General features: G+C 62.3%; 13 protein-coding genes. 5 read left to right on the top strand and 8 right to left on the bottom strand.

Going from position 1 to position 12772, the window contains the following annotated elements:
- Positions 1–7: 7 nt before the first annotated feature.
- Positions 8–1471: a pyruvate carboxylase subunit B gene (locus C816_RS01565; RefSeq protein WP_016320645.1), complete on the top strand. Its 1464-nt coding sequence runs from the start codon at positions 8–10 to the stop codon at positions 1469–1471.
- A gap of 139 nt (positions 1472–1610) precedes the next feature.
- On the opposite strand, the gene C816_RS01560 is transcribed toward C816_RS01565, so the two are convergent.
- The 8 genes from C816_RS01560 to murI form a co-directional block, all read right to left on the bottom strand.
- Positions 1611–2342: a hypothetical protein gene (locus C816_RS01560; RefSeq protein WP_016320644.1), complete on the bottom strand. Its 732-nt coding sequence runs from the start codon at positions 2340–2342 to the stop codon at positions 1611–1613.
- A complete protein-coding gene (locus C816_RS01555; RefSeq protein WP_016320643.1) occupies positions 2339–3073 on the bottom strand; it encodes a hypothetical protein in 735 nt (244 codons plus the stop codon). Before C816_RS01555 ends, C816_RS01560 begins: the two co-directional genes overlap by 4 nt.
- An 8-nt stretch (positions 3074–3081) precedes the next feature.
- The gene (locus C816_RS01550) at positions 3082–3417 is read right to left on the bottom strand and encodes a PadR family transcriptional regulator (RefSeq protein WP_016320642.1); all 336 of its coding nucleotides are present in this window, start codon (positions 3415–3417) and stop codon (positions 3082–3084) included.
- A gap of 197 nt (positions 3418–3614) precedes the next feature.
- On the bottom strand, positions 3615–3947 hold the full coding sequence (locus tag C816_RS01545; protein WP_016320641.1) for a branched-chain amino acid transporter permease: 333 nt from the start codon (positions 3945–3947) through the stop codon (positions 3615–3617).
- Positions 3938–4633: an AzlC family ABC transporter permease gene (locus C816_RS01540; RefSeq protein ID WP_016320640.1), complete on the bottom strand. Its 696-nt coding sequence runs from the start codon at positions 4631–4633 to the stop codon at positions 3938–3940. The genes C816_RS01545 and C816_RS01540 overlap by 10 nt, the downstream gene beginning before the upstream one ends.
- 505 nt (positions 4634–5138) lie before the next feature.
- Positions 5139–6884 carry an arginine--tRNA ligase gene (argS, locus tag C816_RS01535; RefSeq protein ID WP_016320639.1) on the bottom strand — a complete coding sequence of 582 codons (1746 nt, stop codon included), beginning with the start codon at positions 6882–6884 and terminating at the stop codon, positions 5139–5141.
- Between the two features lie 1007 nt (positions 6885–7891).
- Positions 7892–8332 carry a YwiB family protein gene (locus tag C816_RS01530; RefSeq protein WP_016320638.1) on the bottom strand — a complete coding sequence of 147 codons (441 nt, stop codon included), beginning with the start codon at positions 8330–8332 and terminating at the stop codon, positions 7892–7894.
- Entirely contained in the window at positions 8319–9134 is an 816-nt protein-coding gene (gene murI / locus C816_RS01525; protein WP_016320637.1) for a glutamate racemase, read from the bottom strand. Before murI ends, C816_RS01530 begins: the two co-directional genes overlap by 14 nt.
- A gap of 206 nt (positions 9135–9340) precedes the next feature.
- Here murI and C816_RS01520 point away from each other — a divergent pair, with 206 nt between their 5' ends.
- The 4 genes from C816_RS01520 to C816_RS01505 all read left to right on the top strand — a co-directional run bounded on the left by C816_RS01520 (position 9341) and on the right by C816_RS01505 (position 12767).
- Positions 9341–9754, top strand: a complete 414-nt coding sequence (locus C816_RS01520) for a hypothetical protein (protein ID WP_016320636.1) — start codon at positions 9341–9343, stop codon at positions 9752–9754.
- Positions 9755–9896: 142 nt separating this feature from the next.
- Positions 9897–11015: a DUF362 domain-containing protein gene (locus C816_RS01515; protein WP_016320635.1), complete on the top strand. Its 1119-nt coding sequence runs from the start codon at positions 9897–9899 to the stop codon at positions 11013–11015.
- Positions 11016–11156: 141 nt separating this feature from the next.
- Positions 11157–11627 (top strand): RNA polymerase sigma factor, encoded by a 471-nt coding sequence (locus C816_RS01510; protein ID WP_242832087.1) that lies wholly within the window; start codon positions 11157–11159, stop codon positions 11625–11627.
- A 3-nt stretch (positions 11628–11630) separates the two neighbouring features.
- Entirely contained in the window at positions 11631–12767 is a 1137-nt protein-coding gene (locus tag C816_RS01505) for a DUF4179 domain-containing protein (RefSeq protein WP_016320633.1), read from the top strand.
- Positions 12768–12772: the final 5 nt, after the last annotated feature.

Below are 12772 nucleotides of genomic sequence, written 5' to 3'. Positions count from 1 at the left end.
ATTTGAAATGGCTATGGAATTTTTATCTAAGAAGCCCCTGTATATCACCGACACCATCCTCCGTGACGCCCATCAGTCCCAGGCGGCCACCCGGATGCGGATTGAGGATATGCTCCCCGCCTGCGAAGTGCTGGACTCCATCGGCTACTGGTCGTTGGAGTGCTGGGGCGGCGCGACATTTGACTCCTGCATGCGCTTTCTCAACGAGGACCCCTGGGAGCGCCTCCGGAAGCTCCGCAAGGCCCTGCCCAACACCAAGCTCCAGATGCTCTTCCGGGGCCAGAACATCCTGGGCTACAAGCACTACGCCGACGACGTGGTGGACGCCTTCTGCCGCAAGTCCATTGAGAACGGCATCGACATCATCCGCATCTTCGACGCCCTGAACGACGTGCGGAACCTGGAGCAGGCCATCAAGTCCACCAAGAAGTACGGCGGCATGGTGGAGGCCACTCTGAGCTACACCATCTCCCCCATCCACAGCGAGGAGTACTTCGTGAAGCTGGCCCAGGAGCTGGAGCAGATGGGCGCGGACGTCATCTGTGTCAAGGATATGGCAAACCTCCTGCTGCCCATGGACGCCTACTCCCTCATCAAGCGGCTGAAGGAGACCGTGAAGATTCCCATCCATCTCCACACCCACAACACCACCGGCACCGGCGACATGGTGTACCTCATGGCCGCCTACGCGGGCGTTGACATTGTGGACACGGCCCTGAGCCCCCTGGCCAACGGCACGTCTCAGCCCGCCACAGAGTCCCTGGTGGCCACGCTCCAGGGCACGGAGCGGGACACCGGCCTGGACCTGAACAAGATGAGCGAGGCCGCCGCCCACTTCCGGAAGGTGGCCCAGCGGCTCAAGGAGGCCGGCAGTCTGGACCCCAAGGTCCTGAACGTAGACACCAACACCCTCCTCTACCAGGTGCCCGGCGGCATGCTGTCCAACCTGATCTCCCAGCTCAAGCAGGCCAATAAAGAGGAGAAGTACTACGACGTGCTGGCGGAGATCCCCCGTGTCCGCAAGGACTTCGGCTATCCCCCGCTGGTGACTCCCACCAGCCAGATTGTGGGCACCCAGGCCGTTATGAACGTGGTGGTGGGCAAGTACAAGACCTTCCCCAAGGAGTCCAAGGGCCTTTTGAAGGGCGAGTACGGCCAGGTCCCCGGCGAGGTCAACGAGGAGGTCCGGGCGCTGGCGGGCATCAAGCCGGAGGAGGTCATCACCTGCCGCCCGGCGGACCTGCTCCAGCCGGAGGTGGAGAAATACCGGGAGGAGTTCAAGGACATCGCCAAGAGCGACGAGGACGTGCTCTCCCTGGCACTGTTCCCTCAGGTGGCCCCCAAGTTCCTGGCCTGGCGGGACGGCCCCCACGACGAGCCCCAGGCCGCTCCCGCGGCCCCCGCGGCGGCCCCCAAGGCCGCGGCAGACCCCAACGCGGTGCGGGAGCTGTACGTGGAGTTCAAGGGCTGAGTTCCTTTTCTCGAGAGAAAAGGAACCAAAAGAGCTTTCACACGCCACGCAGTCAGTGCTCAACTTTCCCCTCTGCAACGGCAACGTGGAACTGCTGAAATCAAAAAGAGGACGGTATCGAGAGATACCGTCCTCCTCTTTAATTGAAAAAAATCTCATAGTTGTCGATGCTCAGATCATAACGCTCCAGCTCCCTCCCGCTCCCGTCATACAGCGTGAGGACGCAGGGAAGATCTGCGTGGCGTATGCCATGGCCTCCGTCTTCATCCCAGTAATCCCCGTACCACAGTCTGGCGATATTATATAGGGACAGCTCATCCGGCAAATCCTCCGGGGCCCAGCCCGAAAGCCCCCCTCCGAGCATGTCCAGGGAATAGGGAAATCCAAACACCTCGTTCTCCAGGCGCTCTCCTGCAATTGTAAAGGTTTTGCTTTTGAGAACCTTGTCCCGGTTCCGCAGCTCGGCCTTGATCTCCAGGATTGCGGAATCCGCCTCCGCAAAGGGACCCGTGGCATAGATGGTCCCATTCCAGGCCGCACAGAGGGCGTTCTGCTCAATTTTGGGAGTGTAATGGTAGTCGATCTCATTTTGCAGCAGGTTTCGGCTGTACAGGAAGGACGCGTACGTCTCCCCGCTTTTGGCCACAATAAACGTCCGGACACGATAGACCCAGTCGCCGCTGTATCCGTACCGCTCATGCCGGACATGCAGGGGTTCGATCTCCCCCGCCAAAAGGCGGCTGGCCTGAAACTGCCGGCACATCGCCCTCACGGTGCAGGGTGGAAAGCCCATCAAGGCGTGAAGCAGAACCCCCAGAAGGACACAGAGCGCCAAATTGCGAACCGTCTTTCCCTTTCGGTTCAGCGTCATGGCTCCTCCTCCCATTCCGCCCGCAGGACCCAATCCCGGCCTCCGCCGGGTGCGGAGACCTCCACCCAGTCCGGGCGGTAGTCCAGAATCAGCCGGAGGGTCATCTGATGCCGGGTCCAACCCCAGTACGGCACGCGCTCCCACTCCAGATAACCTGACGTCTGCCGCCTTCCGTCTCCCCATTCCCGGAAGGAAACGGCGCCTCGATTGTCCGCTACCTCCAGCTCCCAAGGCTGAAAATCCGGAACCGGCTCCCGGACCTTCACCCAGAACCGGAGCTCCGCCTCCACATTTCCGCCGGTCTCTCTCACCTCTCCGGGGGCCAGATAGACGTCCCCGCATTCCAGGGATACATGGTCCGCCCACGCCGGCGGGTCCGTCCACTCCAGCTGCTGCCGCGTTCTGAAAATCAACTGCTCGACGCCGCCCGCGGACACAGTCAGCCACAGGACAATCAGCACCAGCATCAGCAGCGTGCCCTCCGAGAACTTCCACAGCCAGCCAAGCCAGGGCTTATGTATCCGGTCCAGGGCCCAGCCCACCTCCTGGGCGTTTCCCATGGCCCGAAGGGACCGCTCCGCCGCCAATTTCGGCTCGTAGTTCAGCCGCTCCAGCGCCCTGCAATGGTCCTCGTAATGGATGCGCAGCTCCTTTTCAATGCCCTTCCGGTCCGGCCAGAACCGGACCTGCTCGCACACGGCGTCCACCCAGATCTGAAATTCATCCCGCATGGGCCGCCTCACGCCAGGGACGCGCTGTTCACCACAGCGTCCACCTGCTCCGCAAAGTATTTCCAGGCCGCCTTTTTCTCCTCCAGGGCCCGCCGACCCTTCCGGGTGATGCGGTAATACTTTCGCGTTCGGCCGTCGGCCTCCTTCTCCCGCACCGTCACCAGCCTGTCCGCCTCCAAGCCGTGGAGGATGGGGTACAGCGTCCCCTCCCTCAGCTCAAAGGTCCTGTTGGACCGCCGGGCCAGCTCCACAATCATCTGGTAGCCGTACATCTCCTCCCCCGCCAGCAGGGAGAGAATCAGCAGGGTGGTGCTGCCGCTCATCAGGCTCTTGTCAATCTTCATGCAGGGCCTCCCCTCAATACCTTGATGATCTATGCTGATTATACATAGATTATCAAGGCTTGTCAAGGGCAGAAAGGACGCCCACCCCGGGCGCCCTTCCCCCGCAAAATTGAAAGACCAAAACCGCCCCTGAAAGGCCGTCCCCTCCGCCGCCGAAAGACACCCCTGTGATTTTGCGGCGTCCTGGGCGGACAAAGTCAGAACACAGCCTGCACCAGCAGCATGTACAGCGCCGTCCCCCCGGCGATGGACAGCAGCACGTTTCCCCGCCAGCGATGGAGCAAAACCACCGCCAAAATCGCTGACAGCTCCGGCGCACCGCAGGGCGGGGCAGACCAGCTCACGCCCTTGAGGCAGTAGACCACCAGCAGCCCCATCATGGCTGCCGGCAGCAGGCGGCCCAGGTCCGTCACCACCCGCGGGGGCTCCTTGTTCTCCGGGAACAGCAAAAAGGGCAGCCAGCGGGTCAGCTGGGTCCCGGCGGCCACCGCCAGGATCATGCCCAGAGTCTGCATAGGCGTCAGGTACACAGCCGCTTCCTCCCTCCCAGCAGCGAGATCAGGACCAGAACCATGGCGGGGATCACCAGATTCTCCGCCCCAAACACCGCCAGGCTCACGGCGGCGCAGACCACGCCGATGATCCCGGCGGGCCGGCTCTCCCGCTTCTTCCACTGCTCCAGAAACAGCACCACGAACAGCGCCGTCAGGGCAAAGTCCATACCCTCGGTATTAAACGTAATCACATTCCCCAGCAATCCCCCCAAGGCCGTGGCGGCCACCCAATAGGCGTAGTCCAGCAGGGAGATGTACAGATAAAAGCGCCGCCGGTCCACGTCCTCCGGCGGGGTCAGCGTGGAGACCAGAGAGAAGGTCTCGTCACTGAGAAGATAGACCAGGGGAATCCGGGCCCATCCCAGGCCCTTGTACTTGTCCAGCAGGGACAATCCGTAAAACATATGCCGGGCGTTGACCATGACGGCCAGGAAGAACGCCTGAAACGGGTCAAAGGCCATGGTCAGCAGCGTGATGGCTGCAAACTGCATACTGCCCCCAAAGGCGACGGCGCTCATCAGCGTGGACCACAGGGGGCCGTATCCCTTGGACTGCATCAATACGCCGTAGGCCATCCCCAGGCACAGATAGCCCGTCATTACGGGGATTGTGGCCGGGAAGGCCGCCCGCAGGGCGGCACGGCGGGATGTGAGGCTTTTCATGACAGCTCCTGAAAATGTGAGATGTTCTGCTTTTGACGCTTAGGCCTTGTTTGATAGATGGCAAAATGCGCAAAGGCAAGAGATTTTTTTGCCGATCAAGGCGATTTGACACAGGAATCCTGGCGGATTTCAAGTCAAATCAACGCAGTCCTGGCGGGAAAAGACGCCTCAAGACGGCGTTTTGACGGTTTTCAAACAGAATTTAGGCAGTTCTTTTGTTTTGATTGTTCTGTCTGCCCGTAAAAGACGCTTTCCCCGCTCCGGGGCGGGGGAAAGCGTCTTTTGCTTAGAAGCTGTATTCATCGGTGGGGAATGCCGGATGGGCGAGGGATTTCCGCGCCGGCCGAGGCAAATTTTCACGGATCGAACAGCCCTGTCCGGACGGCTCTCCGCGCCTGTGAATAGAGCTTCTTGGTTTTTAGGCCGCCGCTTGCGGCGGCTTCGCAGGGGCTCTGCCCCTGCACCCCGCCACCTTTTGAAAAAGGTGGACGAAAACTTTTTTCTGTTACATCTTTTCGGGGGCTTCTACGCCGATGAGCTTCAGACCGTTCCGCAGCACAATGCGGGCGTCGTCCGCCAGCTTCAGCCGGGCCGCCTGGACCCCGGGCTCCTCCCCCTTGATCCGGCAGGCGGTGTAGAACCGGTGGAAGCACCCCGCCAGCTCCTGGAGACAGCGATTGATGTGGCTTGGGTCGTAGCTCCGGGCGGAGAGCTTGATCTCCTCGCAGAACTGGGCCAGCTGCTTGATGAGGGCCTTCTCCGTCTCCCCGGACAGCAAAGACATGTCCACGTCCCTCTGGGCCGGGACGCTCACGCCCTCCGCCTCCTGCGCCCGCAGCAGCGAGCAGATCCGGGCATGGGCGTACTCCACATAGTAGATGGGGTTTTCGGAGTCCTCCCGCACGGCCAGTCCCAGGTCGAACTCCATCTGGGTGTCCGGCTTGGCGTTGAAAAACCACCGGGCGGCGTCCACAGGGATCTCGTCCAGCAGGTCCGAGAGGCTGATGGCCTTGCCGGTGCGCTTGCTCATGCGCACCACGTCGCCGTCCCGCAGCAGCTTCACCAGCTGCATCAGCACAATGTCCAGCTTTTCTGTGCCGTTGAGGCCCAGGGCGTCCAGAGCGCCTTTCAGCCGCGCCACGTGGCCATGGTGGTCCGCGCCCCAGATGTTGATAACCCGGTCAAAGCCCCGGACGGCGAACTTGTTGCGGTGGTAGGCAATGTCGGCGGCGAAGTAGGTGTAGAACCCGTTGGCCCGGCGGAGCACATCGTCCTTCAAATCCAGCTTCTCCACGTCCTTCTCCTTCTTCCCCGCTTTCAGCAGGTTCTCCCGGATAATGTCCGCGGTTCTCAGCCACAGGGCCCCCTCTTTTTCATAGGTATATCCCCGGTCTGTCAGAAGCTCCACCGTCTGCGCCACATAGCCGCTGTCGTGGAGGGAGGACTCGTAGAACCAGTTGTCGTACTCGATCTTGTACCGCCGCAGGTCGCTCTTCATCTTGGGCAGGTTCACACTGAGGCCGTATTGGGCCAGGGTCTCCTGCCGCTCCGCCTCCGGGACCTCCGCCAGCTTGTCCCCGTTCTGGTCGTAATAGGCCTGGGCCAGCTCCTTAATGTCGTCTCCCTGGTAGCCGTCCTCCGGGAAGGGCACCGCATCCTCCCCCCGGAGGATCTGGAGATACCGGGCCTCAATGGAGTGGGCGAACTTGTCGATCTGGTGCCCGGCGTCGTTGACGTAGAACTCCCTGCTCACCTCCGCCCCGGAGGCGGAGAGCACCGCCGCCAGGGTGTCCCCCAGCACGCCGCCCCGGGCGTTGCCCATATGCATGGGGCCGGTGGGGTTGGCGGAGACGAACTCCACCATGATCTTCTGACCTTTCAGGCTGTCATTGGTGCCGTAGTCCGCCCCCTCGCTCTCCACAGCGGCGCAGACGCCGGCGTACCAGTCCTGCCCCAAGCGGAAGTTCAAAAAGCCGGGGCCGGCGATCTCGGCAGAGGTGAAGTAGGTGCCCGCCAGGTCCATGTGGTCCAGCAGGGCCTGGGCAATGGCCCGGGGGGGCTTCCCCAGAGCCTTTGCCGCGGCCAGGGCAAAGGTAGTGGTGAAGTCGCCGTTGGCGGTGTCCTTGGGGATCTCCACCGGAGCGGTCTTTACCTCCGCCCGGGGCAGCGTGCCGTCCGCAGCCGCGGCCTCATAGGCGGCCATGGCCAGCGCCGCGGCCTGATCCTTCGCTTTTTGAATCATGTTAATCATAGTCAATGCCTCTTTCGTCTATAGTAAAATTCCTTAATTGTTTAATTTCCCCGGGCAGCGAAAGGGACTGCCGGCTTTATGGGGGGCTGCCGGAGGCGCCGGCAGTGTTGGGGATAGCCAGCACAGGGTACAGGCCCCACAGTACTCTTGGCAGGAAGCAGTCTGGTCAGGCGACCGGGCCCCACAAGTCTTCCAAAAGTACCAGGCCATGTTTGAAAAATGTCAAAACGCCCAAGCGACGGATCTTTTTCCGCCGCTTTGCGTTGATTTTCCTTGCCATACACAAAGTATGCCGGCGTCAAATCGCCTCGACCGGCAAAAAATCTCTCGTCGCTGCGCATTTTGCCATTTATCAAACAAGGCCTAGAGGTTGTGGGGAAATAACCAGCAGAAGGCTCTGGCCTCACAGGTGTTCTACCGGCAAACAAAAGGTTGTTGGGAGACGGGACGGGTCAGAGCCCGGCCCCTACAAGAAAACCGGTAGAATAGGGCACCATCCCAAACGGTACCAACCAGGCGCGAAGCGCGGGAAGAGGCGCTGGGGGCCTTGCGTCAAAGATGCAAAACACCCTCGAAGGAAGTCCCGACTGCGGCGGAGCGGTTCTGGGCGGTACGGGGTCAGACGCAGCCGGTAGAAGACCGGCAATTCACGGAAGCACCGATTCAGGCCAGCCCCCGTACCTTGGGCGAATTTGACCCTTGCGGTAAAATTCTGCCCCAGCGCCTTTTCTCTTTTGAAGCGTGCACGGCCCGCCAAGGTGAGCCGCAAAGCGGCGAGAAGGCCCTCTGGAGGGCTTTCTCTTTTCGGCGCAACGGAAAAGCGGGGCCCCCGCCGGAGCCCAGCGAAGCGGGTCCGGTGGGGAGAGGAGGAAGGAACGGAGCTTGAGCGGAATTTTCGGCTTTAGCCGGAAATGGAGCGGCGGAGTTTCTTCCGACGACATGGGGGTGCATCTGCCCAGCCATCATCATGGCTGAATTTTCCCCCCGCCTGCAAGGGCGGACACCCCCTACCTCCGCCGGACGCGGATCTTAAAACAGTTCCTCCCCGTCACCGTGTGCTCCACGGCGATGGAGTATTTGATCTCCATCAGCCCGCCCCGGTCCGTGAGATTGTGCCGCAGGCGGCTGGTCTGGATGTCCACCGTCAGCCCCCCGAAGGGGGTCTCGTACAGCGAGGTGTGCTGCCGCCCCTCCTCAAAGATCATCTGGGAGTTTACGGCGCCGCTGCGGGTCAGGATCACCTGGGGCCCCCGCACCGCGAAGGTGGTGGTGGTCCCCTCCATGCCGGTGAGGGCGCTCTCCTCATAAGAGAAGGCCATCTCCTCCGGCGTCACCGCCATGGTCCCCTCGGTCATCAGTTCCGTGGCGTCAGGGTCCGTGCCTTCAAAGTACTGCTCCCCCCGAATGGTCAGCAGCACCGGCACTCCGTTTTCCTCAATACTCGTCAATGTTGATCCTCCGGGCCGCGTGATGCAGGTTCTCCCGCAAAAACAGCGACGCAATGTCCTCAAAATTTTCCGGCGTCTCGCTGACATAGAAGGAGACCTCTCCCCGGCGCTCCTCCGGGGCCCGGAGCTCCCGGGCCTTCAGCATCCGCTTGAGCTCAAAGGCGGACTCCTCCCCGGCGGACACCAGCGTCACGCCGGGGCCGCAGACGTCCCCTATGATCTCCTCCAGCAGCGGATAGTGGGTGCAGCCCAGAATCAGGGTGTCGATGCCGGTGTCCAGCAGCGGCTCCAGATACTCCCGGGCCACGGTCTCGATGACCACGTCCCCCCGGTCCACCCGGCCGTTCTCCACCAGGGGCACAAACAGCGGGCACGCCTTTCCGAAGACCTCCACCGCCGGGTCCAGCCGCCGCAGGGCCGCCTCGTAGGCGCCGGAGCGGATAGAGGCCAGCGTGGCGATGACGCCCACCTTCTTCCGCCTTGTCACCAACAGCGCCCTGCGGCAGGTGGGCTCCACCACCCCCACAATGGGCAGGGCGTTCTCCGCCTGGAGCGCCTCCAGGGACGTGGTGGACACCGTGCCGCAGGCGATGAGGATAGCCTTGAGATCAAAAGTCCGCAGGAAGCGGACGTCCTGCCGGGCGTATTTCAAAAGGGTCTCCCGGGCCCGCCCGCCGTAGGGCACCCGAGCAGTGTCTCCAAAGTAGACGAGGTTCTCCTCCGGCAAAATCTCCCGCAGGGAGCGCACCGCCGTCAGTCCCCCAAGACCTGAGTCAAACACGCCGATGGGCCGCATATCCATAAGTATCCCAAGCTCCTTACCAAACCGTGATCTCCCGGCCGCCGCACCGGACACACGCCAGGATTATATATTATACTATGATAAGGAGGCTGCCGCAAGACAGATTTTAGTCTTTTTTCCCGCTTTTTTATATAGCTTTTCCCAATGAGATTTGTTATAATCATACCGGCTGTCACGATTGATTCTATTTTGGGAGGTGTCCGCCTGTGAAGATCGAGCTGACGGAACAGCAGTACCGCTATCTGCTGGATCTTGTTTACATAGGAAACTGGGTTATCAACTCCACCCGGGAGAATGACCGCATCCGGGAGTATGACGAGGTGGAAAGCCTGGTGTTCTCCCACTGCCTGCGGCACAAAATGCCCAGACTGGTGGAGCTGTACCAGGGGGATCTGATCCCCTCCCGGGCCTACGCCGACGGCGGCATCCACGAGGCCATCGAGCGGTACGAGGACATCGTGTTTTACGAGATTCTGGCGGAGGAGCTGGCCCTGCGGGACATGGACGGCGAGCCCCTGACCAGGGACAACTACGCCGAGCTGATGGAGCGCATCGACGTCTACCTCAACGAATTTGACGAGCACGGCACGGACAACATCTCCGTCGATCTGGATCAATAGCGAAAAACGGGCGGCTCACCGCCCGTTTTTTATGTCCGAAATCCCGGGAAAGCGCAAAAAGGACTTGACATGGACCGGACTCCATGCGCTAAAATAGGGGTATATGTCTTGTGAAAACCAACAGGTAAAAGGAGAACGACACATGGCTGAGAAATCCAAGGTCTATTTCGCGGACTTCCGCTGCCCCAGCTGGCGGGAGAACCTTCCCCAGAAGCTGGCCCGGCTGATGATGACCGCCGGGTTCGGCGAGATCGACATGGAGGACAAGTACGTCGCCGTCAAGATGCACTTCGGCGAGCCGGGGAACCTGGCGTATCTCCGGCCCAACTGGGCCAAGGCCGTGGCGGATCTGGTGAAGAGCCAGGGGGGCAGGCCCTTCCTGACGGACTGCAACACACTGTACGTGGGCGGGCGGAAAAACGCCCTGGACCACATCGAATCCGCCTATGTCAACGGCTTCACCCCCTACTCCACCGGCTGTCACGTCATCATTGCCGACGGGCTCAAGGGCACCGACGAGGTCTGCGTCCCCGTGGAGGGCGGCGAGTACGTGAAGGAGGCCAAGATCGGCCGGGCGGTGATGGACGCGGACGTGTTCGTCAGCCTCACCCACTTCAAGGGCCACGAGCAGGCCGGCATGGGCGGAGCGCTGAAAAACATCGGCATGGGCTGCGGCTCCCGGGCGGGCAAGATGGAGCAGCACAACTCCGGCAAGCCCTTTGTGAAGGAAAAGGCCTGTGTCGGCTGCAGGGCCTGCGCCAAAATCTGCGCCCACGGCGCGCCCCGGTTCGGCCCCGACGGCAAGGCCGGCATCGACACGGACAAGTGCGTGGGCTGCGGGCGGTGCCTGGCGGTGTGCCCCAAGGACGCCATCCAGTGCCTCTACGACGAGGCCCCCGCCATCCTGAACAAGAAGATCGCCGAGTACACCAAGGCCGTGGTGGACGGCCGCCCCTGCTTCCACGTCTCCCTGGTGCTGGACATCTCCCCCAACTGCGACTGCCACGGCGAGAACGACGTGCCCATCACCCCGGATGTGGGGATGTTCGCCTCCTTTGACCCCGTGGCCCTGGACCAGGCCTGCGCCGACGCGGTGCTGGCCCAGCCGGTGGCTCCCAACTCCGCACTGACGGATGTGAACTGTGACTGCGGCACGGACTACTTCAAGGCCGCCCATCCGGACACGGACTGGGAGACCTGCCTGGAGCACGCCGAGAAGCTGGGGCTGGGCGTCCGGCAGTACGAGCTGGTGAAAATCTGACCCCGTCTGAACCCCTGAACAACGAAACCGCCGCGGACCAAACGGGCCCGCGGCGGTTTTTTACAAATTTTATCACAGACATGAGATTATCCGCCGTCCGGCGCCGTTATATAAGTGAAAAGCTTTTCGTGAAGGAGGCGGATGATGACAGAGCATACCTTTACCGCTGCCGCGGAGCGGCACCTGGACATGGTGTACCGCATCGCCCTGAACTGGTTCCGGAATCCCGCCGACGCGGAGGACGCCGCCCAGACGGTGATGCTGAAGCTCTGGCAGTCGGACACGGAGTTCGCGGACAGCGAGCACCTGCGCCGCTGGCTGGCCCGGGTGACGCTGAACGTCTGCAAGGACATGGCCCGCAGCCCCTGGCGGCGTCACACCGTGCCCCTGGAGGAGCTCCCGGAGCCGTCGTTTTCCGATGAGGAGCGCCGGGCGGTGTACCGGGAGGTCATGGCCCTGCCGGGGAAGTACCGGGTGCCCCTGTACCTCTATTACTATGAGGGGTACTCCGTGTCGGAGATCGGGGAGCTTCTGCGCCTGAACGCCTCCACCGTGCAGACCCGCCTGGCCCGGGCCAGGGGGAAGCTGAAAGTGACGCTGACGGAGGGATGAGGAATGAATAATCTGTATCGGAAGACCTTTGACGAAATTCATGCCTCCGAAGCGCTGAGACAGGAGGTTTTGAACATGACAAAACAAGAGCGAGCAGCGGCAAAGCGGCAGATTCCCCGGATGCTGCTGATCGCGGCCATCGTGGTGCTGGTGCTGGCGGGGACAGCCCTGGCGGCGGCGGCGCCGGGCATCCGGCAGTGGTTCAGCCAGCAGTGGAGGGCGGAGACCGGGCGGCCCATCCACACGGACCAGCTGGGGCTCATTGACCAGCTGAGCGACGCGGTGGGGGTCAGCGCCCGGTCCGGCGGGGTCACCGTGACGGTGGACTCCGTGACCCGGGGGGAGAATGTGATCTGGTTCCTGCTGGAGATCGGCGGGGACCTCCCCTCCCGGGAGGAGCTGGAGTCGAGGCTCAAAGAGGCCGGGGAGCTTCCGGAGGACGGCCCCTCTTCAGACGCCACGGCAGGATGCCTTTTTGAAACTGTGGAGCTGGCCTTTGACCCCGCGGTATTGGGCGAAAAATCAGGCTATTGCCTCAGCGAGGAGCAGGCCGGCGTCCGGGCGGACGGCGCCATGATGCTCCTCATGGAGTACCAGCCCCTCAAGGGGAACCGTTCGCTGCTGGAGGCCGCGGCGGTGACGATGGAGCTGTCCGGCCTGGAGATGGGAATCACCTCCTGCGACACAACGGTCCCTGTGCCGGGAGGCCCCTGGGAGCTGGCGTTCTCCCTGCCCGCCATGGAGCCGCCGCCCTCCCAGACCAAGGCCGCCGGTCCCGGCCAGGCCCCGGGCGTGGTCCCCCTCAACCGCAGTGTCACCTATGGGGAATCCCTTGCCATGGACCCGCCGGCCAGGGAGACGATGGCCTTTCAGGACATCCGGGTGACCCCCACTGGCTTTACGATCCTCTGGTCGGACCCGGAGCAGACCACGCGGCTGTTTCCTCCGCCGGGCCTGTGGTATCTGGTCATGGAGGACGGCTCGGAGCTCCGGGCAGACCCCCAGGGGGCCGTATATGATAACCTCCCCGGCGGGCAAAGGGCCACAAAGTACCGCTGGCCTGTGCCCGTGGATCTCACGCGGGCCGCGTCGCTGGAGCGCCGGTACAAGGAGGAGAGGCAGTCCTTTCCGCTGAACTGAACCCA

Origin of the sequence: Oscillibacter sp. 1-3 (genome assembly GCF_000403435.2) — a bacterium.
Taxonomy (GTDB): Bacteria; Bacillota; Clostridia; order Oscillospirales; family Oscillospiraceae; genus Oscillibacter.
The sequence above is the reverse complement of the archived record's forward strand: the minus strand, read 5'-3'. Positions and strand labels throughout refer to the sequence as shown.

What these genes read in the sequence shown, in the direction of transcription:
- C816_RS01565 (WP_016320645.1), top strand. Translation starts at nt 8, where the DNA reads ATGGCTATGGAATTTTTATCTAAGAAGCCCCTGTATATCACCGACACC.
- C816_RS01560 (WP_016320644.1), bottom strand. Translation starts at nt 2,342, where the DNA reads ATGACGCTGAACCGAAAGGGAAAGACGGTTCGCAATTTGGCGCTCTGT.
- C816_RS01555 (WP_016320643.1), bottom strand. Translation starts at nt 3,073, where the DNA reads ATGCGGGATGAATTTCAGATCTGGGTGGACGCCGTGTGCGAGCAGGTC.
- C816_RS01550 (WP_016320642.1), bottom strand. Translation starts at nt 3,417, where the DNA reads ATGAAGATTGACAAGAGCCTGATGAGCGGCAGCACCACCCTGCTGATT.
- C816_RS01540 (WP_016320640.1), bottom strand. Translation starts at nt 4,633, where the DNA reads ATGAAAAGCCTCACATCCCGCCGTGCCGCCCTGCGGGCGGCCTTCCCG.
- argS (WP_016320639.1), bottom strand. Translation starts at nt 6,884, where the DNA reads ATGATTAACATGATTCAAAAAGCGAAGGATCAGGCCGCGGCGCTGGCC.
- murI (WP_016320637.1), bottom strand. Translation starts at nt 9,134, where the DNA reads ATGGATATGCGGCCCATCGGCGTGTTTGACTCAGGTCTTGGGGGACTG.
- C816_RS01515 (WP_016320635.1), top strand. Translation starts at nt 9,897, where the DNA reads ATGGCTGAGAAATCCAAGGTCTATTTCGCGGACTTCCGCTGCCCCAGC.
- C816_RS01510 (WP_242832087.1), top strand. Translation starts at nt 11,157, where the DNA reads ATGATGACAGAGCATACCTTTACCGCTGCCGCGGAGCGGCACCTGGAC.
- C816_RS01505 (WP_016320633.1), top strand. Translation starts at nt 11,631, where the DNA reads ATGAATAATCTGTATCGGAAGACCTTTGACGAAATTCATGCCTCCGAA.